The following is a 26,751-nucleotide window of genomic DNA, read 5'->3' on the forward strand; positions in this document are numbered from 1 at the left end:
TCGCGGAGACATGGACATGGGCAGCATCTTGCGATTCTTGGGCAGCGCGATCGGCATCATCTTCCTGATCGGGTTATTGGTCGTGATCGGGATTCTTATGCTCATTTTCTGATCGGAGCGTCGCATGCGGAAATTTAGGCGCCTTCGGTTCGGGATTGTGGCCGGGGCGCTGTCCGCCGTGGCGGGCCTGAATGTGACGGCCAGGGAGTCCGTGCCTCCCTCCGCGCCCGATACCCGCGCTCGCCCGCCGATTACGGAGGAGCCCAGCGCTTTGCCGACGGTCCTGATCGTGCCCGGATCATTCAGCGCCGAGCGGGTCGCCGACGGTTGCTGGGTACAGTTCTACACGGGCGACCGTTTTACCGGAATTCAACTGAACATCGTCGGCCCGGTCGAGATGCGCACCATGAAAGGTCCGTTCGGCGCCCGCTGGACCGGCCTGGAAAGCGTCATAGTCGGACCGCGCGCCCAGGTAACCGCCTTCGACGACGAAGACTTCGAAGACCATAGCCTGTCGTTCGAACCAGGACAGCAAATCCCCGACTTGGGGGAAAGACGGGGACGCAGCGGGCTGGGGATTTTCGAAGATATCAAGTCGCTGCGGGTGACTTGTTTGCCGCGCCGCTGATGCGGCGAATGGCACGGCGTTCGGCGCATGAAACGGAGAGCGCGTTCGGCAGGGGGGGGCGATGGCGGATCTTGGTAGGACTCGCCGTTCTGGCTGTCTTGGCGTTGGTCGCTTATTGGCTCTGGTCGCAGATTGTCGGTAAACGCGGACCGGCTGAACCGTTCGAGATCCCTCCCGTCACCGTGACGGCAGCCCGTGCCGAGCCGGAGATCTGGCGGACCGAGTTGGACGCCATCGGCAACCTCGTCGCCGTGCACGGGGTGCAAGTGACCACCGAGGTGGCGGGCATGGTGGAAACCATCGGGTTCGAATCGGGCGCCGAAGTGGAGCAGGGCGCGACCCTGGTGCAATTCAAGACCGATGTGGACCTGGCGCGGCTGGAGCGCCTCGAGGCCGAGGCCGAACAGGCGCGCCGCGATCTGGCTAGGTTCCGCGAACTGGCGCAGCGGCGCTTCGTATCTCAATCCGAACGGGAGCAGGCGGCGACCCGGGTGGAAACCTTTGAAGCCCAGGTTAGGGAACAGCGGGTCCTGATCGGCAAAAAGCGGATCGAGGCACCGTTCAGCGGGGTTCTCGGACTCCGTTACGTCAATCTGGGACAATATCTTGAACCCGGACAGGCCGTGGTCGATTTGCAGTCGATCGCCCCCATCTACACGGATTTCACCTTACCCGGACGTCATTACGGCGTTATCGGACCGGGACTGCCCGTCCGGGTGCGGGTCGACGCCTACCCCGATCAGGTTTTCGAAGGCGAAATCAGCGCGGTCAGCCCGCAGATCGACCGGGAAACCCATAATTTCAGCGTGCGCGCTACGCTCCCCAACCGCGAACGCCTGCTCCGGCCGGGCATGTTCACCGACGTGGTCGTGACGCTTCCCGATGAGCGCCGGGTGCTGGCAGTTCCCAACACGGCGATCAGCTACAGCCCGTACGGCGACGTCGTGTTCGTGATACGGGAAGGGGGCGGGGCGGCTCCGGCACTGCCGGCCGGCGGTGCCGACGATAGCGGAAATCCGGACGATTCGGCGGTTTCTTCCGCTCGGGCTCCGGACCAGCGTATCCATCGGGTCCAACGGGTTTTTGTCACCACCGGCGAGCGCCGGGGTTTGCGCGTCGAAATCTTGAAGGGCGTCGCGCCCGGCGACCGGGTGGTCACCTCGGGTCAGCTCAAGCTCAGCGACGGGGCGCGGGTGCTCATCTCGGACCGGGACGTGCTGCCGGAAGTCGACCCCATACCGAAGGGACCGTGATGGGCGGCTTTACCGATCTCTTCATCAAGCGGCCGGTGCTGGCCTCAGTGATCAGCCTGGTGATTCTGATGCTGGGATTGCGGTCGATTCTAACCCTCAATGTCCGCGAGTATCCCGAGACCTACTCCTCGGTCATCACCATTTCGACCCCTTATTTCGGCGCCGACGCGGAACTGGTCAGAGGATTCATCACCACGCCCCTGGAACAGGCCATCGCCACCGCCGAGGGCATCGACTATCTCGAATCCACCAGCGTCCAGGGTACCAGCACCATCCGGGCGAGGCTTTTGCTCAATTACGATCCCAACGCCGCGGTGGCCCAGATCATCACCAAGATCAACCAAGTGCGGAACCAGTTGCCGCCCGGCAGCGAGGACCCCATCGTCACCGTCACTCCGGGCGAGCCGACCGCCGCCATGTACATCGCCTTTTACAGCGAGGTGCTGGAACGCAACCAGGTGACCGATTATCTCAACCGCGCCGTTCGGCCGCGCCTGGAGACCCTGGTCGGCGTTCAGGAGGCGCCGGTCCTGGGCGGGCAGACGGTGGCCATGCGCATCTGGCTGGACCCGAAGCGCATGGCGGCATTCCGGGTCACGCCGACAGACGTCCGCGCGGCGCTCGAGGCCAACAACTTCATCGCGGCGGTGGGCGCGACCAAGGGAGCGACCCTCTCGATCTCGCTGGATGCCGCGACCAACCTGCATTCGGTGGAGGAGTTCGAGCGGCTGGTGGTGCGGGAGGACAACGGCGCGCTGATTCGTTTGCGGGACGTGGCGGAGGTGTCCCTGGGTGCCGAATCGTACGAAACCTCGGTGTATTTCGACGGGGTTCCGGGAGTGTTCATCGCCGTGGAGGCGGCGCCCACGGCCAATACCCTGGACACGGCGGCGCGCGTGCGCGAAGTCTTTCCCGATATCCAGCGGCAATTGCCCGCGGGCATCCGCGGCGTCATCGTCTACGACAGCACCGATTTCATCCGCGACTCGATGCGCGAGGTGCTGGTTTCGCTGGCCGAGGCGCTGAGCATCGTGACCGGGGTCATCTACCTGTTCCTGGGGTCGGCCCGCGCCGCGCTGGTGCCCGCCGTGGCCATGCCGCTGTCGCTGGTGGGCTCGTTGTTCCTGATCCTGGTCATGGGGTTTACCATCAACCTCCTGACTTTGCTGGCGCTGATCCTCGCTATCGGCATGGTGGTCGACGACGGCATTGTCATCGTGGAGAACGTCCACCGCCACATGGAGGAGGGGAAGACCCGGTTTGAAGCCGCTATCGAGAGCGGGCGCGAACTGGCGGCGCCCATCGTCGCCATGAACATCGTGGTGGTGGCGGTGTACGCACCCATAGGCTTCATGACCGGACTGACCGGGAATCTCTTCACCGAATTCGCCTTTACCGTGGTGGGGGCGACGCTGATCTCGGGCGTCGTCGGCCTGACCCTGTCGTTCATGCTATGCTCCAAGCTGCTCAGGCGGGAAACCGGGAAACGCGGGCTCAGCCGCCGGGTGGACGCAGGCTTCGGATGGGTGGCCGAGCGTTACGGCCGCCTCCTCCATTACACTTTGGAGCAGCGCTGGTTGGTGCTGCTGTTCGGCAGCGTCGTACTGGTCGCCTGCTTTTTTCTGTATACCGCCGCCGAGGACGAGCTGGCGCCGACGGAAGACCAAGGCTTTCTCATCGTGCAGGCCACCGCTGATCCCAACGTCTCCATCGACTACCTGGAACGCTGGACCGGCCGGGTCGGCGAGATCATTCAGGATTTCGACGCCACCGACCATTCGTTCGTCATCAACGGCGTGGTGCCGGGGGGAGGCGGCGTGGGCAGCGCCTATCAGGCTTTCGCCGGCATGTCCATGCGAGACTGGGAAGAGCGGGAGCAAACGCAGTTCGACATCATGCCCGAATTGCAGGATCGGGTGAACGGCGTCGCCGGCCTCCAGAGCGCGGTGTTTCCGCCGCCCGCGCTGCCGGGCGCCGGCGGCGGAACCCCGGTACAGTGGGTCATCGGTACCACCGAGGAAACCGAGGCGCTCTACGATGCGGTGCAGCGGGTGCTGGAGCGGGCGCGGCAAAGCGGCAAATTCGACTTCATCGAAACCGATCTGCATTACGACCGGCTCCAGGTGCAGGTGGAGATCGACCGTGCCAAGGCGGCCGATCTCGGCATCGACATGCAGCAATTAGGCGGCGATCTTTCCACGCTGCTGAGCGCCGGCTATGTCAATTATTTCAGCGTCCGTGACCGCAGCTACCGGGTCATTCCCCAGGTGGAACGCGTCTATCGGCTTCGTCCGGAGCAGCTCGAGAATTATTATCTCCGCGCCCGGAACGGCAGCCTGATTCCCGCCTCCACCATCATCCGCCTGACGCAAACTGTACAGCCGCGGGAACTGGCCCGGTTCAACCAGCTCAATGCAGCGACGCTGTCCGGGGTTCCGGCGCCGGGAGTGACGCTCGGCGAAGCGGTGGAGTTCCTGAGGACGACCGTGGCCGAAATCTTGCCCGGCGGCGGATATGTCACCGACTGGAAGGGGCAGTCGCGGCAGTACGTCCAGGAGGGCGCGGAACTGGTCACCGCGTTTTTCCTGTCGGTGATCCTGATCTATCTGGTCCTTGGCGCGCAGTTCGAAAGCTTCCGCGATCCCGCCATCATGCTGGTGAGCGTGCCCATGTCGCTGGCCGGGGCGCTGCTGTTCATGGCGCTCGGGGTGGTCACCGTCAATATCTACACCCAGGTGGGCCTGTTGACGCTGATCGGCTCCATCATCCGCCACGGGATTCTCCTGGTGGAATTCGCCAACGAGGTCCAGCGGCGCGAGGGGCTGGACCGCCGCCGGGCGATGGAGACCGCGGCGGCGATCCGGCTCCGCCCGATCCTGATGACCACGATCGCGACCCTGGTCGGCATGATTCCGCTCTGGTTCGCGTCCGGACCCGGCGCCGAAAGCCGCTTCGCCATCGGCTTCGTGCTGGGCGCCGGCATGGCCATAGGCACGCTGTTCACGCTATTCGTGGTGCCGGCCTTTTATACCGTTATCGCCAGCGAGCGGGCCGGATCGGAAAAGGGTGAACAAGGTGAGGAGACCTGAAACCTGTTGTCGCTTAATCGTAGGACGCGGTGAGCTCTTCGAACCGCATCGATCGCTCTATCACCAATAATACGGACGACCATAATAGTCGTGGATCTCGATCTCGTAGCGGCGGTTGACCGGTTTTGTCGGATCGAACTCGGGCCCGTTGCGGATGCTTTCGGCATCGAGTTCGACATGCAGGCGCTGTGCGGTCCAATCGACTGAACCGAGCCAAGGCGTCGCCACCAGAACCTTGCGTCCCGGCAGCCAATGGCCCGTGTCGACCACCAGATAGCGCAGCGCCCAAGCCTGGTCGTCCACGATGAAATCGTCCACTTGGCCGATGTCCCGGTCGGTGGCGGCGATGTCGTAGCCGGTCACTTCCTCTACCGAACGCAAATGCTCTTCTTTCGGTTCCCGGATCTCGGTCCCGGGCACAGATGCCGGTGTCGGGTCGACGACTCCGCCGGGCCAGGGGTAAGCGCCGAAGCCGCCGGGACCCAAGCCATAGGGCGACAAGATGCCGGTGTAAGGGGGCTGCGAGTAATGCCGCCAATATTCGATCTCGTACGCTCGGGATACCGGGGCGTGCTCGTCCAGCGGCGGAGAGTTTTCGATTTGCTGTTTGGTCAAACGCACGGGCAAACGCCTGTGGGTCCAATCGGGTTGGTCGAGAAACGCGGGCGAAACGACCGCCTTGCGTCCGGGCAGCCATTTGGCGGTCTTGGCCACCATGAAGCGAACCACCCAATCGCGATCGTCGAACAGAAAATCGTCGCAGCGGCCGATGTCGCCGTCTTTCGCCCCCAGTACATATCCCACAATTTCCTTGACGCTTCTCAACATAAATCCTCCAAACTCGAGGTATCCGACATGCCGGATCGGCGCACTACTTGAAGCTGCCTCTTAGGTAACGAAACACGGCGGAAAGTTTCGGCACGAGCATTTAGCTCCCGTTCTCCGCTTCCTCGACGATCCGTTCTCTTTGCAGCCAGCGGGCCACCAGCCACCAGATCAATGCCCAGGCGGCTCCGATCATCCAGCCGGCGGCGACGTCGGACGGCCAGTGGACACCCAAGTACACCCGGCTGAAGCCGACCAGCAAGCAGAGCACGACGGCCATCGTCAGCACGAAAAACTTGGTGCGCCGATCGGGCAGCACTCGGGCGAGCAGGGCGCCCAGAGTCAGATAAGTGGCGGTAGCCAGCATCGCATGGCCGCTGGGAAAGCTTGCGGTGTAGACGTATGCGCCATGGGGTACGAGATCGGGGCGGGGGCGGTCGAAGCCGAGCTTGAGCAAGGTGTTGATAAGCAGGCCGCCGCCGACCGCGATAGCCAAGAGGAGCACGGTCCGGTGTTTTCGCAACAGGGCGAGATAGCCCGCCGCGCCCAGCGTGATGAATACGATCACGCTAACGCCGCCCAAGGCGGTGAAGTCCCGGAACATTTCCTCGACCCATCGCGGGCCGATCGGGTCGGCCGGGTCGGCGGGATTCCGCAAGGCCAGCAGGATGGCGGTGTCGACGGCGCGCGTCTGACCTTCGGCGACCTCGTCGGCGAGTTCGATGAACCCCCAGATTCCCGCCCCGGTTAAGAGAATCAGCACAAGGGTTCGAAACTCGCGAGCAACGGCGGATCCCGCGGCGCCGAGCAGCGGCCTGAGCGAGACGATGAATCGTTGAGACATGGACATGGCGAACGCTTGTATCTCGATTGATGATCATGATTTGGACAATTCCATGGACTCTCCGGCACGGCGGGGCGGGGATAATTCCACTTTCCGCTTGGTCCTTATTAGTAAGTCCCCGTAAAAGCGCCTTTCATTCGACCGAACCGGCGGGGAGCCCGCAACATGCTGTCGGCAGCTCGATCGAGTTCTACGGCAAAGCCGGAATGCCGGCAAGGGGCGTAATAATGGATCATGAGACCAGCGAGACACGGACTCCCAGCGGACTGCTGACCAAGCGGACGCTCATCGTCGCAGTCGCGGGTACGGCCGTCATTGCGCTGCTTCTGGCGGTTTGGCAGGTGTCGCAGATTCTTTTGCTGGTTTTCGCGAGTCTCCTCCTGGCCCTGTTCCTCCGTACGCTTGCCGAGTTCATCACCCGGCATACGCCTTTGTCCATGAACTGGTCGCTGACGGTGGTGGTCTTGATACTGCTGGGCTTGCTCGTGCTGATCCTGGCGCTGTACGGACCCGCCATCGCCGACGGTTTTTACCAGTTGTTCCAGCAGTTGCCGGCGGCGCTGGACCGGCTACGGAACACGCTCGAGCAATATCCGTGGGGAACCGCGGTGATCGATAGGCTATCCAGGGCGGGTAGTACCCTCACAGATCCCGAGCAGCTATCGAAAATCGCCGGGATTTTTTCGACCGCATTCGGCGCCTTGGGCAGCCTCTTCATCGTGATCGTGCTGGGGCTTTATTTCGCCGCTGATCCCAAGACCTACATCGACGGCACGGTTCATCTGTTTCCCAAGGGGCGCCGAGGACAGGTTTGGGAGGCATTCAACCGGATGGGGAATGCACTCCGCTGGTGGCTGATCGGGCGAATCGCAGCCATGCTCGCCGTGGGGGTGTTGATCGGCGTCGGGCTGATGGCGCTGGGAGTGCCGTTCGCGTTTATTTTGGGTCTTGTCGCCGCCGCCCTGGATTTCGTGCCCAATATCGGGCCGCTGATTGCGGCCGTGCCGGCGATGATGGTCGGTCTCACCCAGGGCGGCCCGACGGTACTCTATGTAGCCATCCTCTATTTCGTGGTCCAGGCATTGGAAGGTTATCTGATCACGCCCTTCATCCAACAGAAGATTGTTTCCCTGCCGCCGGCTCTGCTGCTGACCGCCCAACTCATCATGGGCGCAAGCTTCGGCATCCTAGGACTTCTGCTCGCGCCGCCGCTGGTGGTGGTCATCATGGTGCTGGTGCAGATGCTGTATATGAGGGACGTATTGGGAGAATCCGTCGAGATGCCCTAAAGGCGTCTGGGCGGTTCGATTGTGATTTCTGTCGCAGGGGCCATTCCCCACTGCCATTAAGTTAAGAAGAGATGTCCGTCATTCCGGCAGGGAGGCCGGAATCCAGCGTCCATGGATGGCAAGCGGGCTAACATCCTTGTCCCTGGATACTGGCATCCCTGCCAGTATGACGGCTTAACTTAATGGCAGTGGGGCCATTCCCACGCATGTGGGGAACAGATCCGAATGAGGCTAGCCGCGGATCGATCGTGCGCTGTCCGGAAAATGTTTCGGTTCAGCATCCGATCTCGTTGCTGTTTTCGGCAAGCAATGCACGTTCTTCTTCGCCGATCTCCGAATCGGCCGACGGCTTCGCCTTGGTCGCCGATACGTCCATCATGCCGGCGACCCGTTGCAGGCTGGAGAGAATGAGGGTTTGCTCCCAGTCGTTCAATTGCCGGAAGGCGGCCACGAAGTTGACGTGCAGCAGCGAGGGCGCATGCCGGAGTGCCTCCCGGCCGGCGTCGGTGAGGGTGATGGTCAGGCGCCGCTTGTCTTCCGCGCTGCGCTCGCGCCGGATTTGGCCCTTCAGTTCCAGGCGGTCCAGGATAGACGTGATGGTTCCCTGGCTGAGGCTGACGGCCCGGCTGAGCTGGTGGGCCGTCAGCGCTCCGCGCTTTTCCAGGGCACGCAGCACCAGCAGCTGCGAGCCGGTCAGCCCAGCTTTCTGCAACTGCTTGGATTGCAAATCGAGCGCCTGTACGATGCGCCGGAGTTCCACCAGGACCTGCTCGTGAATTTCCATGGGAGCGCCGGTGAGCGGTTGAGCCTGTTTCACGCCACTGTTCCTGCGAGTCGGTAAATGTGCGGGCTAGCTTCAGGCGGATGACATGCCGTCCGAAGCCGTCGACGATAGTTTTGAAGCCGGGCGCGTCCGGCTACCGTTTCGGGATTATATCTTCCATGATTCGCGCAGCCTTCGATAAAAGCTCAGATCGCGTTTGACCGCGCCCCTGACGCCGCAAATGAATCCGGCCAATTCCTGGGCCCGTTCCAGCGCGTCCTGCAAGGGCCAACGCCACATCAAGCCGACCAGCAGCGCGGCGCTGAACGCGTCTCCCGCGCCGACGGTGTCCACGACCTTTATCGACGCGTCGGGACGCACCCGAGCCGTATTTCCGTTGGCGCAGACGGCGAATGCTCCCGATTCGCCCAGGGTCACCGCCACGTATTCCGCGTCGCAGAGGGCTCGCAAGGCTTCGGCGCGCTCTTCGGGAAGCTTGCCGGACAAGCCGTAAATATCGGTTACCGTGTCCAATTCCTGCGCGTTCAATTTAATCCAGTTCGCCCGTTCCAGCAGGGTCCACAAATGCTCGACGCTCCACCAGGGCGAACGGAGATTGACGTCGAGGAATATCGGGGGACGATGGCGCTTGATGAGATAATCGAGCGCCTGGCGTGAGACCTGATTTCTCACGGCGAGGGTGCCATGGTACAGGATGGCGCCTCCCGACGGAAATTGAGGGACGTCGTGCGCTTCGATGAAGTCGTAGGCCCGCTCGGGTTGAATGCGGAACACGGGTTCCCCCTTCTCGATGTGCACCCGCACGGCTCCCGTCATGCGCTCGGGGTCGATTTGCACGCCCCGTTCGTCCAGATCCCAGTCGTGAAGCGCCTCGCGAACAAGTTTTCCACCCTCGTCCTCGCCGATACGGCTTATCAGCAAGGGTTGTATGCCCAGTCCCCGGAGGTGGCAGGCTACATTCAGCGGAGCCCCCCCCAGCACAACCGAGCCATCGGGAAAATGATCGAGCAGCAGTTCGCCGAAGAGGACCGGTCTCAGTGATACAGTGAATTCGGTCATGTCTACTTTGATGTCAAAATAAAATAAAGCTGAACGCCCTGTTCCGGCCGTCTAGGCTACCGGGCAAGGCGCGCTAATCAGTAGTTTTACCTATGGGAGTACGATAAATCGGGTTGACAGGTTCGTGCAAACATTTTGAAATCAAAAAATAGGGCGGGTATGTTGCACGTCTCCCGCTGCGGGAAGCGCTCCACGGCTGATTGTGGATACGGCCGACGCCTGAGCGTTTCGAATCGTTACGAAGAACAATCTCTGCTACCCGCCGAGTTAGTAAAAAATCTATTCCCGGAATCATGCCGCGATTTGTGGATAGAGCGGGCTGTTTCGTCTTGCTGATGGTCCTCGCAGCGTCGGTATCGGCCGAACCGGTCCGGCTCACGGCATTGCGAGCTGCGGATAAGGCGGATCGGGCGCGTTTGGTTTTTGAATTCACCGGTAAACCCGAATACCGGGTGATCCGCTGGGCCGAACCGAAGCGGCTGCTGGTGGATATTACCGATGCCAAGCTCGGAGTCAGCGTAAAGCAGCCGCCAGCATCGCATCCTTTCTTGGGAAAGATCCGCACGACATCTCACAAGGAAAGGCTTCGATTGTCGGTCGACCTGAAGCGCCCGGTTTCGCACCGGACGTTTATCAGCCCCGCCGGAAAGGGAGTCCGGCTGATCGTCGAACTGATCGATTCCGAGACCCCCAAAGCCGGTGCCGCGACCAAAACCGCGAAGACAGCACATGCGCCGGCCCGCCGAAATTCCAGAAAACCCAAGATCCGCGTGATCGCGATTGATGCGGGACATGGCGGCAAGGACACCGGCGCCATCGGTCCGGGCGGCCGTCGGGAAAAGGACGTGGTGCTGTCCATGGCCCGCAAGCTGAAAGACATGATTTACGCGGAACCGGGCATGAAGCCCGTGATGATCCGGAAGGACGACCGTTTTCTCAGTCTGCGCGAACGTCTGGTGAAAGCCCGAGAGGCGCAGGCCGACCTGTTCATATCCTTGCATGCCGATGCCTACGTGCATGGCCTGGCTCGGGGCATGTCGGTGTTCACGCTGTCCCAGCGCGGGGCCAGCAGCGAGGCGGCGCGCTGGCTGGCGGAACGGGAAAATGCGGCCGACTTGATAGGCGGCGTGAGCTTGCGGGACAAGAACGGCACCTTGGCGAAAGTGCTGCTCGACCTGTCCCAGTCCGCCACCGCCGAGGCGAGCGCGCGAGCCGCATCCGCCGTGCTGTGGGAACTGAAGAAGAGCTTCCCCATGCACCATCCGGAAGTGCAGCGGGCGGGATTCGTCGTGCTGAAATCGCCGGATATCCCGTCGATTCTGGTCGAGACCGGATTCATCACCAACCCGGAAGGCGAGACCAAGCTCGCAGACGCCGCCCATCAGACGAAGATTTGCCGCGCGATATTTTACGGGATTCGGCAGTTCTTCTCGGCCAAGGCGCCGACCAAGGTCAGCGGGAACTAAAGCATTCTCCGGTTTGGTGTAGCGCGTCGTGGGTGCAGTGTCCGTCGGCAAAGGATTGACGACCTACAACGGTGTCACAAGTAGGTCGGAAATCCCTTCCCGACGTAATTCCATTCGGCATTCGAGATAATATTCATCGTAGGATGGGTAGAGCGAAGCGAAACCCATCGATGGCGGGTTAGCCCCTAGTCTCCGCTCGGGACAGGCTCTGCGTAACCCATCGATTGAAGGTCGCTCGGTGGGTTACGGCGCACGCGAAGCGCAGTGATCGGCCATCGGTCAGTGCTGATGTGCGCCTAACCCACCCTACGAAAATGAATTCCGGATTGAAAGCGATTTGAGAATTAGAGGCATACCCGCGTGTTCGGAAAAACTGCGGCAGCCGCCTCGGGAGGTTTCCATGACTCATACCGAAGCTGGATCCGAATCGGTTTCCAATCTTCCTATCATCGACGTTCACGCCCTGGTAGCGGGCACCGGCGATAAAGAGACGGTGGCGGAGCAGATCAGACATGCCTGCCTCGACATGGGCTTTTTCTACATCAAGGGCCACGGCGTCGATGAAGCGCTTCAGGACCGGCTGGAGCAGCTCAGCCGACAATTTTTTGCACAGGATCTCGAAACGAAGCTGGAGCTCCGCATGGAACGGGCCGGCCGAGCCTGGCGCGGCTATTTTCCGGTCGGAGGCGAGCTCACCTCCGGACGGCCCGACCTCAAGGAAGGTCTCTATTTCGGTGCCGAGCTTGGGGCGGACGATCCGAGAGTCCAGGCCGGCGTTCCTCTGCATGGCGCCAACCTCTTCCCCGCCAACATCCCGGAATTTCGTGAAACGGTGCTCGCGTATACGGCGGCGATGACGCAACTCGGGCAAACCTTGATGCAGGGCATTGCGCTCAGCTTGGGGCTGGAAGCGTCCTACTTCGCCGACCGCTACACCGCCGATCCTCTGATCCTGTTCCGCATCTTCAACTATCCGCCAGAGCCGGCGAACGTGGGTACTCCGCCCAGCTGGGGCGTGGGTGAACACACCGACTATGGTCTGCTGACCATTCTCAAACAGGATGACGCCGGCGGCTTGGAAGTGAAGTCGAAGTCGGGCTGGATCGCGGCCCCGCCTGTTCCCGGAGCCTTCGTGTGCAACATCGGCGACATGCTCGATCGAATGACCGGCGGTCGCTACCGCTCCACGCCTCACCGGGTCCGTAATACCGCCGGTCGCTCCCGGCTGTCCTTTCCCTTCTTTTTCGATCCGAATTTCGATGCGGAAGTAAAACGGATCGAGAGTCCCGACTTGGAGCCCGTCATGGACGATCAAGAGTCCCGGTGGGACCGATCGAGCGTCCACGCCTTTACCGGCACCTACGGCGACTACCTGCTCAACAAGGTCGGCAAAGTCTTCCCGGCACTCGGGGGCAGCGTGATTTGAAAATGGCGTCCTAGACGTGAATGCGAGGAACATTTTTTCCTGTAAACCAACCGGCGCCGAATGCCTCACGGTCGAGTCAGCAAATGTACGGATGTTCTAGCAAAATATTGTCAACCCATAATGCCCACGACCCCGGGCGAATTCTTCTTTTTTAATGGGCTAGACAGGCACTGCCGAATATTCGGCGGGTTTTTCCTTTCAGTTCGCGTAGCAAGCCGCGCGCCCTTGCGACGTGACAGGCTAACTATTCACGTTGCCGGACGAAGTAACCAAAAGGCAAGCCAAGCTTCCTACGTCTTTGCCGCGGTGGATCTGCCGCTCGGTGTCAATGTCGCCGGCACGATTGAAGAGTTTTTCCGGAAGCCGATCATGGATGATCCGGTGCCATTGCACCCGGCTAGGAAACGCCGGATACCCGGCGGATACATGGAGGAGCTTCACATGCAAACCTGCTCTCTGTCGAAGCGCGTCACACTCGCCATTTCCTTGAACGCGGTGCTCTTGGCCTGGCCGACGGTCGGGGAAGCGTTCGAGGTCACGGAACCGGAAGCCTATCGCCCCCGTTGCGACAACTATGATCCGATGCGCCAACCCTTTTTCGGCGTGACCCATCTGCATACCGGCCTCTCTTTCGACGCGAGCATCCGTTTCGTCGACGAACAGGCCGGCAACAATCCGCGCGGAGCCTATGCGTTCGCCAGGGGCGAAAGCCCGATAACGCTCCCGAACATCATCGGAATCCAGGGTGTCGAGATTCCCGAGCTGGGTTTGCCGAACGATCTGCGCAGGCCCACCATAGACCGGCCGATCGATTGGGGCGGCGTTACCGATCATTCGGAGCACTTCGGCGAGATGGGCATCTGCAAGGACCTTCTCGGAACTCCCGACCCCGCCGACCCCGAGGGACGTTTCTCACTGGATTGCCGGATGATCAACGGATTCTATTGGCAGCCGCTCGGAGGAGAAGTTTCGACTCCGGCCACCGCGCCGTTCAATCAACTCCAGCGGGAACTGGCCTCCAATGCGTTCACGCAGCTCACCATGATGAACCTCGGTCCGGTGAGCCAGATGACGCGGATGCCGCTTTGCGTGAACAACCCGGATGAATGCGATTCGGCGGAACTCGCGGTATGGCAGGAGCACCAGGCGGCGGCGGAGGAGTTCTACGACCGGAGCAGCCGGTGTTCGTTCACCACGTTCAACGCCTACGAGGTGACTTCCACGCCGCTGGGAACCAACTGGCATCGTAACGTCTTTTTCCGCAACGACAGGGTGGTCAAACGGCCCATTACCGCGATCGACATGGCCGTAAGGCTCAACGAGAGTCCGACTTCCGGCGGTCCCGGCGGTGTCGGGGAACCGCCCAGCTTCGTGGGCAGCATCGTTCCCGACGATCCCGAGGTGTTTCCGGTCCCGCCCGGTCAATTCGTCACGTTTCCGCTTCCGGAACGGCTTTGGAACGGCCTGGAGCGGGACTGCACCATGGGGCAGAACGTTACGGACGGCCGCGGAACGCGTTGCGAGTTCCTGACCATTCCGCACAACTCCAACCTCGGCGGAGGCATGGGGCTCGTTCCTCCGATGTTTTTCACTCCGTTCAATAAAGAGGATGCGATTCGACGCGCCAAGTTCGAGCCGCTCGTGGAGATCTATCAGAACAAGGGAAGCAGCGAGTGCCGTTGGGATCCCCGCTTCAAGGAAGGTGTCGACACGGCGGATGAATTCTGCAATTTCGAGCTGCTGGACACGACCTCCCTATCCGCGGCTTCGGGCGTCGGAACCAGCGGTGGGTCGGCGGGAGGATTGCCGCCGTCGGCTTTCAACGAGCGCGCCTTCGTCCGCAATGTCTGGAAGGACGGACTGAAACTGGCGGAGGAGCAATTCGAGGGGGTCAATCCCTTCAAGATGGGCGTGGTGGCGTCCTCGGATTCGCATAACGGCACCATGAGCTGGCATCCCGAGAACGAAAGGTTTCCGGGGCACCTCGGCATCGACGATGCGGTCCCCGTGCAGCGTCCCTCCACCATCCAAAACAGTTCGGGCGGCCACTCCGTGGCGTGGGCGGAGGAGAATTCGCGCGACTCCATTTTCGAGGCGCTGAAGCGCAAGGAGACTTACGGGACCAGCGGAACGCGGATCGTCCTGCGCTTCTTCGGAGGCTGGAACTTCGACAAATCCATGTGCGGCAAGGATTTCGTGCCGACCGGCTATGCCGACGGAGTCCCCATGGGCGGCGACCTCCCGCCGAGACCCTCCCGTGCCAAAGCCCCGCGGTTCATCGTGGCGGCTTGGTGGGACGATTTCATCCGGACGCCGCTGGAGCAGATCCAGATCATCAAGGGGTGGTATGACGCGGCAGGCGAGCTGCACGAGTCGGTCGTCACGGTAGCCGGCGAAAGAGGGCGTCCCAACCTCCCTCAGGCCGGCGTCACCCCCGATTGCAGTCTCAGGGGAGGAGGAGCCGAGTCGCTGTGCGCGGTGTGGGAAGACAAACAGTTCAAGCCCGACGAGCGTGCGTTTTACTACGCCCGTGTTATCGAAAAACCCGTGTGCCGCTACAGCACGCTCTGGTGTCAGAACGCTTTCGGTCTGAATCCGCTGCGCCCGCAACAGTGCAGGGATGATCTCCAAAAGCTGCAACAGGGCAACGAAATCGATCAGCTCAAGGCTCAATACGCAGCGTCGTGTTGCAGCAACCAGACGACGGCCCCCATCGTGCAACCGGCCATACAGGAGCGGGCATGGAGTTCACCCATCTGGTACACACCCTAGGTCACAGAGCTCTTCGCTCGCCGGCACTGCATTTTCTGATCATCGGAGCGGTACTGTTCGCAGCGTTCGCACCGCAAGGAAGAATGGACCAGCCCGACCGGGCTCGGCTGGTGATTCCCTCGTATCGCGTGGATCTCGCGCGCCGCGAGTTCGCGGAGGCGTACCGGCGAACGCCGACGCCGGAAGAGGACAAGCATCTCCTCGAAACGCTAGTGGACGAGGAGGTTCTTTACCAATATGCCCTGCGTTTGGGGCTCGACAAACAGCCGGTGGCGGAGCGGCGACTGGCTCAAATCGCGGCTTTCGTGGAGCAGAATCCGGAGGAGGCCAAGTCGCCGGCGGAGTTGGCCGCGGAAGCCGAGGGACTCGGTCTCCACCACGGCGACGCCGTGGTCCGGCGAATCCTGATCGACGGGGCGAAGCGCCTGATCCGCGCCGCCGTGCGGGTGCGCCGGCCGACCGAGGAGATGATGGAAGCGTATTTGCAGAACAATCCCGAACCCTTCATGGTTCCCGCGATGACGCGCATCACCCAGGTTTCCGTGAACCGACTGGCGCACGGTTCGGAAACCGAAGCCCGTGCTCGGGCGCTGCTCAAGAGAATGAAGCGGGGCGCCGACCCTTCGGCAGCGGCTTCCGCCTTGGGCGACAAGGCTTTCGGACCGCCGTCGCTGCCTTTGCTGACTAACAAGGATCTGGCGCGGCGTTTCGGGTACCGTTTCGTGGAAGCTCTCAGTACGGCGCCCGAAGGCGCGTGGAGCGGTCCGATACCCTCTCGCTACGGCTTTCATCTCGTTTACGTGCACGAGCGGACTCAACCGTATCTACCCCCTCTGGCGGAAGTCAAAACGCAGGTGCGACGGCGTCTTGTGGAAAAGCTTGCCGACGAATGGCTGGCTTTTCGTTTGCAGCAGCTTCGGGCCGAGTTCGACATCGTCGTGCCCGGTCGACAGTCATGATGGAAAGGCGCGACATGTTTTGGCTCAGGCTTCTGTTGCCGGCGGCGATCCTGTTTTCGGTGCCGGCCGAGGCGCATTTGTTCGCCTCCGCTTTGCTCGAGCTCCAGGAGACATCCGGCGATCACGTGGCGATACGCTGGAAACAGCCCATCATGAGGGTCATGGGTAGCGAGCTCCGTCCCGTGCTCCCCGGTGAGTGCAACGGTATCGGAAGACCGGCGGTGAAGCAGGCGGGAACGGGCATCGAAGCGACTTGGGAGATTCAATGCCCAGAGGGACTGGTGGGCAAATCCGTGGAGGTCGAGGGCATTCCGTCGAGCAGGGCGGACGTTCTCCTCCGGATACGGCTCGCCGACGGGCGCTCCATGCGCCATGTGCTGACCGGAGACGAACCCGGTTTTACGATTCCCGCCCGCGAAAGCAGGCTGTCGGTGTTGGGTTCGTATGCCAGGCTGGGTGTCGAGCATATTCTCACGGGTTTCGACCATTTGCTCTTCGTGCTGGGCCTGACGCTATTGGTCGGCGGCGGCAGAAAGCTGCTTTGGACCATCACGGCGTTTACGCTGGGACACAGCGTCACCCTCGGGCTCGCCGTTCTGGGCTTCGTCAAGCTTCCGCCCGCGCCGATCGAAGCGGGGATCGCCCTCAGCATCTACGTGCTCGCCGTGGAACTGGCAAGGCCGGGAGAGACCGGCCTGCTGCGAGCCTATCCCTGGCCCATGGCCGGAGTGTTCGGACTCCTCCACGGGCTCGGGTTTGCCGGGGCGCTGTCGGAAGCCGGCCTGCCCGAAGGTGAAATTCCCTTGGCCTTATTCGCCTTCAACGTGGGGATCGAACTCGGTCAGATTGCATTCGTCGTTCTTGTGCTCTTCATGTGGAGGTTCTTGCGGAAAATGCCGCTCGCCCGGTACTCGTTTGCGCGGCTGATGCCCGCCTACGCCATCGGTTCCCTCGCCGCTTTCTGGCTTCTCGAGCGAAGCTGGGCGGCCGTATAGATCAGGATGAAGCAATACAGCATCTGTCGTCGATGATTCTCCGACAAAAATATCGTGTTCGACCCCAAAACCATGGCAGGAGCATAACGGACAGCAAGCGTATTACGGTTATGGAATACCGCGCTTCGTTCTTCTACCATGTCCGCCTGCTCTCCTAACCCCGTGACGCAGGCTAACGAGGCGCATATGAAAGTTTTTCAGCCAGAATTCCGACTCTATGCGCTATTGGTTTGCACGGCGCTCGTGACCGCTTGCACCAGCCCAGGTTACAACGATAATCCGTCGCAGCAGATGACCAACGCCCGGATCGGCTGCCTGGCCTCCACAGACTTTTTCGCTGTCTATTTCAGCGTGCATCTCCAACCGCCCGACGAAAACCAGGATGCAAGATTAACGAAAGAGTTATTCCGCTCGTACTGCCAAGATATACCAACACCCGGCAAGGTGTTTTTTACAGCGGATCTGGTCGGTAACGAACCGAGGAGCATGCCTATCGGCATCCGGATCGTCGAACAGGAGTTTACGGGCGGCGATGAAAGCGATGCTGAAAACTTCAAGGATCTGCGCACCATATCGGAGGTTCTCGCCAAAACTTATTCCAGAGGTGTCATCGAATCGCATTTTGACCTTGATACGAATGGGCATTACGCGATCTACTTGATCAAGGGCGGCGCAGGTGCCGTTCCGCATCAAGACACATTGAGAATCCCGCTCAATGTCGGCGCCGACTCCGGCGTAGAGCGCTTGACGACACGAATCGCAAGCCTGTTCGGTATCGCATCGGGCCTAGCGCTGATTGGCTTTGCGGCTTCTCGCTTTCGGCGAAGGCGCAAGATTCTTTAGATGGCCGTCCGAGGCTTTTCTTGAACGATGGATCGAAAGACGCGTTACCGATTTTGCAACACGGGTAACGACAATACCTATTAAGGTTAATGACGCGATCAACATCAGGTCTTCTACCACGCATTTGAACGATTCTCCTAGAACCGGCTGTTGACCGCTTAGAAGGAGTAGAAAAGCCGTATAAATTCTGACCGTCCTACCTTCTACCGATCTCACCGTTTGGTGAAGCCGCTACGCACCCGATTGCACGGCTGGCGGGCCACCCTGGCGACGTTGCTCCTTCTTGTGGGGGCGGCCCCACGGCGTCGTCGCGCCTCGAGCATTTTCATACCGACTGTACGGGCATTCGCGAGTAGGTCGGGGAATCCATTCCCAACGGTTTCGTTGGGCCAACGGGTTCGTCGGCAAAGGATTGCCGACCTACAACTGCGTCACCAAGTAGGTCGGGAATCCCTTCCCGACGTAACGGGCTGATTCAGCCACCGATCAGCCGCAATCTCCCTTGCAACAAGGGCTCGCCCTTCATGTAAGCCTACGCTCACAAAAAGATCCGCCGAGGCTTACAAGCTCTTGGCTTCAACTTCGAAAATGTGTCACTAAACTGTGACAGGATCGACGTGCGCGTCGAACAAGGCCGAGAAAAAACAAAAGGGGAATACGGATGGGGATCGAGCGGCTGTCTCAGTTTAGGGCGGGATTCGTGCTGAGCTTGTGTCTCGCGTTCTGCGGACTGCTTCTCTGGGGAACGCTGACGGTCGCCACCGAAGGGAAGGGCGGATCATCATCTTCCGTCTTCACCATCGGTTCGTACAAGGAAGTCGGCAAAAAGATCCACCGCCGGAAGAATCTCTTCGAGCATACCTATCGGGCAAGCCTCACTTCGACCGCCGCGGTGGACGCGTACCGCGTCAGTGCGCGGCTCGTCAGCCGCGATTCCCGTATCGTGGTGATCGACGGCGATCTCGCGTTCGGCCATGTGCCGGCCGGTGCCACCGTCGTCAGCCGCGACACCTTCACCATTCAAAAGCCTGCCAATGTCAAATTCCGCCCCTCGCTGCTGGAGTGGCGCTTCGGTCATGACTCGCGCCCAGTGGCGGAGGCCGGCCCGGATCAAACCGCCCCGGTGGGCACGACCGTCTACCTGGACGGCAGCGCCTCCAGCGACGGCGACGGCGATCCTCTCACTTTTCGATGGACCTTTACCGAAAAACCCAACGGCAGCACCGCGATCCTGTCGGATCGCACCGCGGTGAATCCGACGTTCACGATCGACAAGCCAGGCACCTACACGGTCCAACTCGTGGTTGATGACGGGCAACTGGCGAGCGTCCCGGATACCGTCACCGTCAGCACGGTCAACAGTGCCCCGGTGGCGAACGCGGGTCCCGATCAAACCGGTGTCGTCGGCGCCACGATCCATCTGGATGGCCTCGGCTCCAGCGACGTGGACGGCGACCCCCTGAGCTACCAGTGGACTCTTACCCTGGCGCCGGGCGGCAGCACGGCACAATTGTCCGATCCCGGTTCCGCCACCCCGACGTTGACGCTGGACCGGCCCGGCTATTATTCGGCGCAATTGGTGGTCCATGACGGCCTGGCCAGCAGCGAGCCCGATCTGGTTTCGATCGCTACCCTCAATTCGAAACCAACCGCCGAGGCGGGCCCCGATCAAAGCGTCTACGTCGGCGACGCCGTCACCTTGAACGGCAGCGGTTCCACCGATCTGGACGGCGACCGCTTGACTTACCGCTGGGCCTTGATCAATCAACCGGAGGGCAGCGCCGCGGTCCTGTCCGATTCCGCGGCGATTCAACCTGTTTTCGGCGTGGACCGGCCGGGCACGTACGTGGTCCAGCTCATCGTCAACGACGGATCCGCCGACAGCGACCCGGATACGGTCGTGATCACCACTCTCAACAGCCGTCCCATTGCGGCCGCGGGTCCGGACCAGAGTGTTCCGGTCGGCACTTTGGTCCAACTCGACGGCTCGGGTTCGCTTGATGCGGACGGCGACGTTCTCAGCTATCACTGGTCCCTGACGTCGGTGCCCGACGGCAGCACCGCCGCGCTGGCCGCCCGGGACTCGGCGACCCCGACCTTCACCGTCGACCGGCCGGGTGCCTATGTCGCCCAGCTCATCGTCCACGACGGCCAGGTCGACAGCGTGCCCGATACGGTCACCGTCAGCACCGTCAACAGCCGGCCCGTCGCCGATGCAGGCCCCGACCAGGCCGCGCTTGCCGGGACCACGATCAGCCTGAGCGGCGCCGGGTCCAGCGACCCGGACGGCGACATCTTGAGCTACCAATGGTCCTTGGTGAGCACGCCCGACGGCAGTGAGGCGGTGTTGAGCGATCCGCTCACGGCCGCGACGACCTTCCTGGCGGATCGCCCGGGCGATTACGTGGCCCAGCTGATCGTCCACGACGGGCAGCTTTCGAGCCACCCCGATACCGCGCTGATCCAGGTGGCGCTGCCGCCCAACGTGCTGCCGGCCATCACGTCCGCCCCGTTGACCGCGGCGACCGTCGGCCAGAGCTATGTTTACGATGTCGACGCCACCGATGCCGACGGCGATGTCCTGGTTTTCAGTCTCGCCACGGCGCCGGCCGGCATGAGCCTCGATGTCGCGACCGGGGTGATCCAGTGGACGCCGACGGCGGAAGGAACGTTTGCCGTCACCGTCACGGTCAGCGACGGGCGGGGCGGTACGGCCAGCCAGAGCTTTAAGATCGTGGTCAGTGGCGGCACCAGCGGGAATTTGCCGCCCGATCCCGCCCAAGTGGCTCCGCCCTTGGATCCGACCGTCGCCACCCCGGTGGCCGATGCAACAAAATTCCTCTACACCGGCTCCAACCCGATCCAGACCGGTGTCGCCGAGGGCACGATCGAGCCCAAACGCGCCGCCGTGCTCCGCGGGACCGTGCGGGACAAGACCAACGCCCCCTTGCCGGGCGTGACCGTCACCGTCAAGGACCACCCTGAATTCGGCCAAACGCTGAGCCGCGCCGACGGGCAATTCGACCTCGCGGTCAACGGCGGGGGCCTGTTGACCCTCAACTACGCCAAACCCGGTTTCCTCCCCGCCCAGCGACAACTCAACGCGCCGTGGCAGGACTTCGCCGTGTCCGAGGACGTCGTGCTGATCCCGCTCGACCCCGAGGTCAGCACCATCGATTTGGCGGACACCACCCAACCTTTCCAGGTGGCGCAAGGGAGCGTGACGAGCGATGCCGACGGCAGCCGCCAGGCGACCGTGCTGTTCCCACAGGGCACCCAGGCCGTGCTGACCCTGCCGGACGGCACCCAGCAGCCGCTCAGCGCACTGCATGTGCGCGCCACCGAATACACGGTGGGCGAGAACGGCCCCAAGACCATGCCCGGCCTCTTGCCGCCAACCTCGGGCTACACCTATGCGGTGGAACTCTCGGCGGACGAGGCCATCGCCGCGGGCGCGAAGACGGTCAGCTTCAGTCAGCCGGTGCCGGTCTATGTCGACAATTTCCTCAACTTCCCGGTGGGCGAGATTGTGCCAGCGGGGTGGTACGACAGAAGCAGAGGCGCCTGGATTTCCTCCGACAATGGTCGGGTCATCAAGGTCTTGAGCGTTGCCGGCGGGCTAGTGGATCTGGACACCGACGGCGACGGGCAGCCAGACGATGTGGAAACGCTCTCCGACCTCGGTATCACGCCCGAGGAGCAGGCGCAATTGGCAGCACTGTATGCGCCGGGCAAGAGCCTGTGGCGCGTGCCGGTCACCCATTTCACGCCCTGGGATTTCAATTGGCCCTATGGACCGCCGGCGGATGCCACGGTGCCGCCGCCCCCTGACGACACCCAGGACCCGCCGCCGGACAAGGACAGCGACGACTGTAACGGCTGCAGTATCAACCCGCAGGCGCAGACGGTGGGCGAGGAGCTTCCGATCACCGGCACGCCTTACACCTTGCATTATCTGAGCCGGCGGGCACCAGGGTATAAGCCCGACCGGGTAACCGCCATTCGCTTGTCCGGGGCCGATATCCCGGCGAGCCTTCAAGGCATCGAGCTGTCCGTTGCCGTCGCGGGACAAACTTTTACCCAGTCCTTCCCAGCGGTCCCGAACCAGACCTATCGCTTTGAATGGAATGGCTTGGACGCATATGGCCGTCCCGTCACCGGCACGGCTAAGGCTATGGTGAAAGTCCGCTATCGTTATTACGGCGCTTACTATACCTCCCGATCGGATTTCGAGCAGAGTTTCGCCCAAGCCAGCTCCGCCGCCGGAACCGCCATCGGCCGACGTGAAGCGTCCACGATTACGTTGGAACGGACCTGGCAAAAAGAGTTGGTCGGGGATCGGCTCGAGGTACTAGCCTCGGAAGCCCTGGGTGGGTGGAGCCTCGATATCCATCATGCGTACGATATAGTCCACCGGGTGCTGGCGCTGGGGAGCGGTCAGCAGCGCGGGGCGAATGATTTCGGAAAAATTGTTACCACCGTGACTGGCACCGGGGACTCGGGCTTTAGCGGCGATGGTGGACCGGCCACCCAAGCGACGTTCTTCAATCCCTCTGGCGTTGCCGTAGGTCCGGACGGCAGCCTGTACATCGCGGATACGTACAACGAGCGCATTCGGCGGGTGAGCCCGGACGGGATCATCAGCACGATCGCCGGCACTGGCGAGTGGGGCTTCAGCGGCGACGGCGGGCCGGCCATCCGGGCGCAACTCACCTCTCCCTACGGCGTTGCCGTGGGCGCCGATGGCTGCCTGTACATTGCCGATTCGGGCAACCATCGCATCCGCCGGGTGGATCCGGATGGGATCATTAGCACCGTCGCCGGCACCGGGTACGCGAGCTTCAGCGGTGATGGCGGGCCGGCCACTCTGGCGCGACTATACGAGCCGACCGGCGTTGCCGTGGGTCCGGACGGCAGCCTGTATATCGCGGATCGACTCAACGACCGTATCCGGCGGGTGGGACCGGACGGGATCATCAGCACGATCGCCGGCACTGGGGAGTTCCTCTTTACCTACGGCTATAGCGGCGACGGCGGGCCGGCGACCCATGCGCAACTCAACTTTCCGGAAGGCGTCGCCATGAGTTCTGATGGCGGGCTTTACATTGCCGATTCGGGCAACTGGCGCATCCGCCGAGTCGGGCCGGACGGCATCATCACCACCGTGGCCGGCACCGGGCAGGCTGGCTTTAGCGGCGACGGCGGACCGGCTAGTCAGGCGAAACTCTATCATCCCTATGGCGTGGCCGTGGGGCCCGACGGCAGCCTGTACATCGCGGATACGTACAACGAGCGCATCCGGCGTGTCGGGCCGGACGGCATCATCACCACCGTGGCCGGCACCGGGCAGTATGGCTTTGGCGGCGACGGCGGGCCGGCCACCCAGGCGAAACTTAGTCCCACTGGAGTAGCCGTGAGTCCCGACGGTAGCCTGTACATCGCGGATGCATACAACTATCGCATCCGGCGGGTGGCAGCAGCCTTTCCGGGACTCGGCAAGGAAGACCTCCTGATCCCCTCATCCGACGGCCTCGAACTCTATCATTTCGATCTTCAGGGCCGACACTTGCGGACCTTGAATGCCCTGACCGGCGCGGTTCGGTATCGCTTTGCCTATGACGATGCCGGACGGTTGAGCACCGTCACGGATGTCGACGGCGACATCACCACTCTTGAACGAGATGCGGCGGGCAATCCCACCGCCATCGTCGCGCCGGACGGCCAGCGAACCACATTGACCCTGGACTCGCACGGCCATCTGGCGACGGTAACCAATCCCGCCGGCGAGACCCATCGCATGAGTTATACGGCAGATGGGCTCCTCACCGCGTTCACCGATCCCAAGCAGCAATCCAATATCTTTACCTACGATGATCTGGGGCGCCTGAGCCAGGATGTCAATGCGGCTGGCGGCGGCTGGACCGTCACCGCCACGGCTGAGGACAGCGGCTATACCACCGCCATGACCACGGCCGAAGGCTGCACTACCCAATTCGCCGTGGAGCACTTGACCACTGGCGATCGCCGGCAGGTCAACACTTACCCGGACGGCACGGTGCTCGATCGCCTGTTCAAGACCACTGGCGAGGAGACCGTCACCGCCCCAGACGGCACCCTCACCACAGTTCTGGAAGGCCCCGATCCACGCTTCGGCATGCAGGCGCCGGTGGCGGCTTCGACGACCGTGAAAACCCCGAGCGGTCTCACCGCCACAGTGACCAGGAACCGCACCGCCACCCTGGCCGATCCCAGTAATCTTCTGAGCCTCACCACCTTCACCGAGACCCGGACGGTGAACGGCAAAACGTCTCAAACGGTCTTCGACGCCCTCAGCCGGACCTTTACCGCCACCTCGCCCGTGGGACGGACCCTCACCACGGTCGTGAACGACCGGGGCCGACCGGTGAGCCGCCAAGTGCCCGAACTGGCGCCGGAGCAGTTCGTCTATGATGCCCGCGGACGGCGGCAAGAGGCGATCCGCGGCCAGGGCATAGACGCACGCACGGTGCATTACGACTACTACGCCGACGGCCCGAGCCAAGGCTGGCTCCACACCGTCACCGATCCGCTCGGTCGAACCGTGAGCTACGAGTACGACCTGGCCGGCCGGGTTACCCTCAAGACCCTGCCCGACGGCCGGTCCGTGCAGTTCGGCTACGATGCCAACGGCAATCTCACCTCGCTCCTGCCGCCGGGCCAGCCCGCGCACCTCTTCGACTACACGCCCCTCGACCAGACCGAGCACTACACCCCGCCCACGGTCGAGGCGGCGGACCCGGCCACCCACTACCAATACAACCGGGACAAGCAACTCACCCAGATCACCCGACCCGGCGGCGAGACCGTGACCTTCGCCTACGATGCGGGCGGACGGCTCCAGAAGGTGACGGCGCCCCACGGCGAGACCACCTACGCCTACGATTCCGCCGGGCGCCTGCAAGCCCTGACCGCACCGGGAAGCCTCGGGCTCAGTTATGCCTATGACGGCGCGCTCCTCACCCAAACCGCCTGGACCGGGTCCATCGCTGGCACGGTCGGCTACGCCTACGACACCGACTTCCGGATCAAGGACATCAAACTCAACGGCGCCGATCCCATCGCCTACGGCTACGATGCCGACAGCCTGTTGATCTCGGCCGGTGCCCTGACCCTGACGCGCCATGCCCAAAACGGTCTCTTGACCGGCACAGCGCTCGGGACGGTCACCGACAGCCTCACCTACAGCGGTTTCGGCGAGGTGCAAGGCTACACGGCCAATGTCGACAGCAGCCCCGTCTTTTCGACTGGCTACACCCGAGATGCCCTCGGCCGGATCACCCAGAAGACCGAGACCGTCAACGGCCAGACCGATACCACCGTCTACACTTACGACCTCGCGGGCCGCTTGACTGAAGTCAGGAGAAACGGGACCGTCCAGGCGACCTACGGCTATGACGCCAACGGCAACCGGACCCACCTCAATGGGCTCGAAGTCGCCAGCTACGATGCCCAGGACCGGCTCACGAGCTACAACGGGACCGCCTTTGCCTACACCGCCAACGGCGACTTGAAAACGAAAACGGTGGGCGGGCAGGTCACCGGCTTCAGCTATGATGTGTTCGGCAACTTACGGCAGGTGACCCTGCCGGGCGGTACGGTGATCGACTACCTGATCGACGGACGCAACCGACGGATCGGTAAAACGGTGAACGGCACCCTGGTCCAAGGTTTCCTCTACCAGGACGGGCTCCGCCCGATCGCGGAACTGCATGGCCAGAACCAGATCGTCAGCCGCTTTGTCTATGCCGATAAGGCCAACGTGCCGGCCTACCTGATCCGGGGCGGCAGCACCTACCGGATCATCTCGGATCACCTTGGGAGTCCCAGGCTCGTCGTCAACACGGTCGACGGCACCGTCGTCCAGCGGCTGGACTACGACGCCTGGGGCCAAGTCATCCTCGACACGAATCCCGGCTTCCAGCCGTTCGGCTTTTCCGGCGGCCTCTACGACCGCGACACCGGCCTGGTCCGCTTCGGCGCAAGGGATTACGATCCGGAAACAGGACGCTGGACGGCCAAGGATCCGATTCGGTTCGAAGGAGGCGATGCGAATCTGTATGCCTATGTTCTGGATGACCCGATAAATTGGATTGATGCTCTTGGGCTGGCAGGCGAAAAATTGCCGATCTCTCCGGGCAGTCTAGTGCTAGATTTACTATTTCACGTCAATGAATTAGGAAACGGTGAGCTTCCGGTTCAGCCCCCTGCTGGACTGCCACCTGATTGGATATTGAAGCCAACCAAAAAGGGAGGTGGACTCCAATGCATTAATCCAAACAACCCTCACGAGCGGTTCCGATTTATGCCAGGAAATCCTAATAGTCCAAATCCGGCTCAACAGAAGCCATATTTCAAATACACGAAAGATGGTACAGCTTACGATATTAATGGGAATCCCGTTAATACGAATTCCCCGGAAGCTCACATTCCTATAAACGAGTTTAAATTCCCATTCCCATGATTCAAAGAGAAGAATGGTC

The 26,751-nt window shown here is 62.0% G+C and carries 16 protein-coding genes; 12 read left to right on the plus strand and 4 right to left on the minus strand.

Going from position 1 to position 26,751, the window contains the following annotated elements:
• The first annotated feature begins 16 nt into the window (after positions 1-16).
• From ACWJJK_RS06655 to ACWJJK_RS06670, 4 genes are read left to right on the plus strand one after another with little or no spacing between them, the layout of a single operon-like run.
• Complete coding sequence (locus ACWJJK_RS06655) at positions 17-112, plus strand: small membrane protein YohP (RefSeq protein ID WP_442777790.1); 96 nt, start codon at positions 17-19, stop codon at positions 110-112.
• A 12-nt stretch (positions 113-124) separates the two neighbouring features.
• Positions 125-628 (plus strand): beta/gamma crystallin domain-containing protein, encoded by a 504-nt coding sequence (locus tag ACWJJK_RS06660; RefSeq protein ID WP_156879789.1) that lies wholly within the window; start codon positions 125-127, stop codon positions 626-628.
• Between the two features lie 8 nt (positions 629-636).
• Positions 637-1,881 (plus strand): efflux RND transporter periplasmic adaptor subunit, encoded by a 1,245-nt coding sequence (locus tag ACWJJK_RS06665; protein ID WP_168183807.1) that lies wholly within the window; start codon positions 637-639, stop codon positions 1,879-1,881.
• On the plus strand, positions 1,881-4,970 hold the full coding sequence (locus ACWJJK_RS06670) for an efflux RND transporter permease subunit (protein WP_156879862.1): 3,090 nt from the start codon (positions 1,881-1,883) through the stop codon (positions 4,968-4,970). Before ACWJJK_RS06665 ends, ACWJJK_RS06670 begins: the two co-directional genes overlap by 1 nt.
• A gap of 60 nt (positions 4,971-5,030) precedes the next feature.
• Here the strand turns inward: ACWJJK_RS06670 and ACWJJK_RS06675 are convergent, their stop codons facing one another.
• Both ACWJJK_RS06675 and ACWJJK_RS06680 read right to left on the minus strand, forming a co-directional pair.
• Complete coding sequence (locus ACWJJK_RS06675; RefSeq protein WP_077730598.1) at positions 5,031-5,798, minus strand: PRC-barrel domain-containing protein; 768 nt, start codon at positions 5,796-5,798, stop codon at positions 5,031-5,033.
• A gap of 100 nt (positions 5,799-5,898) precedes the next feature.
• Positions 5,899-6,645, minus strand: coding sequence for a phosphatase PAP2 family protein (locus tag ACWJJK_RS06680; RefSeq protein ID WP_156879790.1), 747 nt, complete (start codon positions 6,643-6,645; stop codon positions 5,899-5,901).
• Positions 6,646-6,866: 221 nt separating this feature from the next.
• On the opposite strand from ACWJJK_RS06680, the gene ACWJJK_RS06685 reads away from it, so the two are divergent.
• Positions 6,867-7,928, plus strand: coding sequence for an AI-2E family transporter (locus ACWJJK_RS06685; RefSeq protein WP_434113461.1), 1,062 nt, complete (start codon positions 6,867-6,869; stop codon positions 7,926-7,928).
• 274 nt (positions 7,929-8,202) lie between these two features.
• On the opposite strand, the gene ACWJJK_RS06690 is transcribed toward ACWJJK_RS06685, so the two are convergent.
• Together ACWJJK_RS06690 and ACWJJK_RS06695 are read right to left on the minus strand one after the other, a co-directional pair.
• The gene (locus ACWJJK_RS06690) at positions 8,203-8,745 is read right to left on the minus strand and encodes a MarR family transcriptional regulator (protein WP_434130751.1); all 543 of its coding nucleotides are present in this window, start codon (positions 8,743-8,745) and stop codon (positions 8,203-8,205) included.
• Between the two features lie 114 nt (positions 8,746-8,859).
• A complete protein-coding gene (locus tag ACWJJK_RS06695) occupies positions 8,860-9,771 on the minus strand; it encodes a carbohydrate kinase family protein (protein WP_086134135.1) in 912 nt (303 codons plus the stop codon).
• Positions 9,772-10,064: 293 nt separating this feature from the next.
• On the opposite strand from ACWJJK_RS06695, the gene ACWJJK_RS06700 reads away from it, so the two are divergent.
• The 7 genes from ACWJJK_RS06700 to ACWJJK_RS06730 all read left to right on the plus strand — a co-directional run bounded on the left by ACWJJK_RS06700 (position 10,065) and on the right by ACWJJK_RS06730 (position 26,732).
• A complete protein-coding gene (locus ACWJJK_RS06700) occupies positions 10,065-11,237 on the plus strand; it encodes an N-acetylmuramoyl-L-alanine amidase (protein ID WP_156879792.1) in 1,173 nt (390 codons plus the stop codon).
• Between the two features lie 400 nt (positions 11,238-11,637).
• Positions 11,638-12,663: a 2-oxoglutarate and iron-dependent oxygenase domain-containing protein gene (locus ACWJJK_RS06705; RefSeq protein WP_156879793.1), complete on the plus strand. Its 1,026-nt coding sequence runs from the start codon at positions 11,638-11,640 to the stop codon at positions 12,661-12,663.
• Positions 12,664-13,104: 441 nt separating this feature from the next.
• Positions 13,105-15,435, plus strand: coding sequence for a DUF3604 domain-containing protein (locus ACWJJK_RS06710; protein WP_454128770.1), 2,331 nt, complete (start codon positions 13,105-13,107; stop codon positions 15,433-15,435).
• On the plus strand, positions 15,405-16,394 hold the full coding sequence (locus ACWJJK_RS06715) for a peptidylprolyl isomerase (protein ID WP_156879795.1): 990 nt from the start codon (positions 15,405-15,407) through the stop codon (positions 16,392-16,394). The genes ACWJJK_RS06710 and ACWJJK_RS06715 overlap by 31 nt, the downstream gene beginning before the upstream one ends.
• Before the next feature lie 14 nt (positions 16,395-16,408).
• The gene (locus ACWJJK_RS06720) at positions 16,409-17,389 is read left to right on the plus strand and encodes a HupE/UreJ family protein (RefSeq protein ID WP_454128771.1); all 981 of its coding nucleotides are present in this window, start codon (positions 16,409-16,411) and stop codon (positions 17,387-17,389) included.
• A 186-nt stretch (positions 17,390-17,575) separates the two neighbouring features.
• The gene (locus tag ACWJJK_RS06725; RefSeq protein ID WP_156879797.1) at positions 17,576-18,232 is read left to right on the plus strand and encodes a hypothetical protein; all 657 of its coding nucleotides are present in this window, start codon (positions 17,576-17,578) and stop codon (positions 18,230-18,232) included.
• A gap of 661 nt (positions 18,233-18,893) precedes the next feature.
• Positions 18,894-26,732 (plus strand): PKD domain-containing protein, encoded by a 7,839-nt coding sequence (locus tag ACWJJK_RS06730; protein ID WP_454128772.1) that lies wholly within the window; start codon positions 18,894-18,896, stop codon positions 26,730-26,732.
• The last annotated feature ends 19 nt before the right edge of the window (positions 26,733-26,751 follow it).

Source organism: Methylocaldum gracile, from assembly GCF_053646815.1.

Bases quoted from the DNA above. Each gene is read 5' to 3' on its own strand.
- ACWJJK_RS06675 (WP_077730598.1), bottom strand. From the start codon at position 5,798: ATGTTGAGAAGCGTCAAGGAAATTGTGGGATATGTACTGGGGGCGAAA.
- ACWJJK_RS06665 (WP_168183807.1), top strand. From the start codon at position 637: ATGGCACGGCGTTCGGCGCATGAAACGGAGAGCGCGTTCGGCAGGGGG.
- ACWJJK_RS06710 (WP_454128770.1), top strand. From the start codon at position 13,105: ATGCAAACCTGCTCTCTGTCGAAGCGCGTCACACTCGCCATTTCCTTG.
- ACWJJK_RS06695 (WP_086134135.1), bottom strand. From the start codon at position 9,771: ATGACCGAATTCACTGTATCACTGAGACCGGTCCTCTTCGGCGAACTG.
- ACWJJK_RS06655 (WP_442777790.1), top strand. From the start codon at position 17: ATGGGCAGCATCTTGCGATTCTTGGGCAGCGCGATCGGCATCATCTTC.
- ACWJJK_RS06730 (WP_454128772.1), top strand. From the start codon at position 18,894: ATGGGGATCGAGCGGCTGTCTCAGTTTAGGGCGGGATTCGTGCTGAGC.
- ACWJJK_RS06700 (WP_156879792.1), top strand. From the start codon at position 10,065: ATGCCGCGATTTGTGGATAGAGCGGGCTGTTTCGTCTTGCTGATGGTC.
- ACWJJK_RS06685 (WP_434113461.1), top strand. From the start codon at position 6,867: ATGGATCATGAGACCAGCGAGACACGGACTCCCAGCGGACTGCTGACC.
- ACWJJK_RS06720 (WP_454128771.1), top strand. From the start codon at position 16,409: ATGTTTTGGCTCAGGCTTCTGTTGCCGGCGGCGATCCTGTTTTCGGTG.
- ACWJJK_RS06715 (WP_156879795.1), top strand. From the start codon at position 15,405: ATGGAGTTCACCCATCTGGTACACACCCTAGGTCACAGAGCTCTTCGC.
- ACWJJK_RS06725 (WP_156879797.1), top strand. From the start codon at position 17,576: ATGAAAGTTTTTCAGCCAGAATTCCGACTCTATGCGCTATTGGTTTGC.
- ACWJJK_RS06680 (WP_156879790.1), bottom strand. From the start codon at position 6,645: ATGTCCATGTCTCAACGATTCATCGTCTCGCTCAGGCCGCTGCTCGGC.
- ACWJJK_RS06670 (WP_156879862.1), top strand. From the start codon at position 1,881: ATGGGCGGCTTTACCGATCTCTTCATCAAGCGGCCGGTGCTGGCCTCA.
- ACWJJK_RS06660 (WP_156879789.1), top strand. From the start codon at position 125: ATGCGGAAATTTAGGCGCCTTCGGTTCGGGATTGTGGCCGGGGCGCTG.
- ACWJJK_RS06705 (WP_156879793.1), top strand. From the start codon at position 11,638: ATGACTCATACCGAAGCTGGATCCGAATCGGTTTCCAATCTTCCTATC.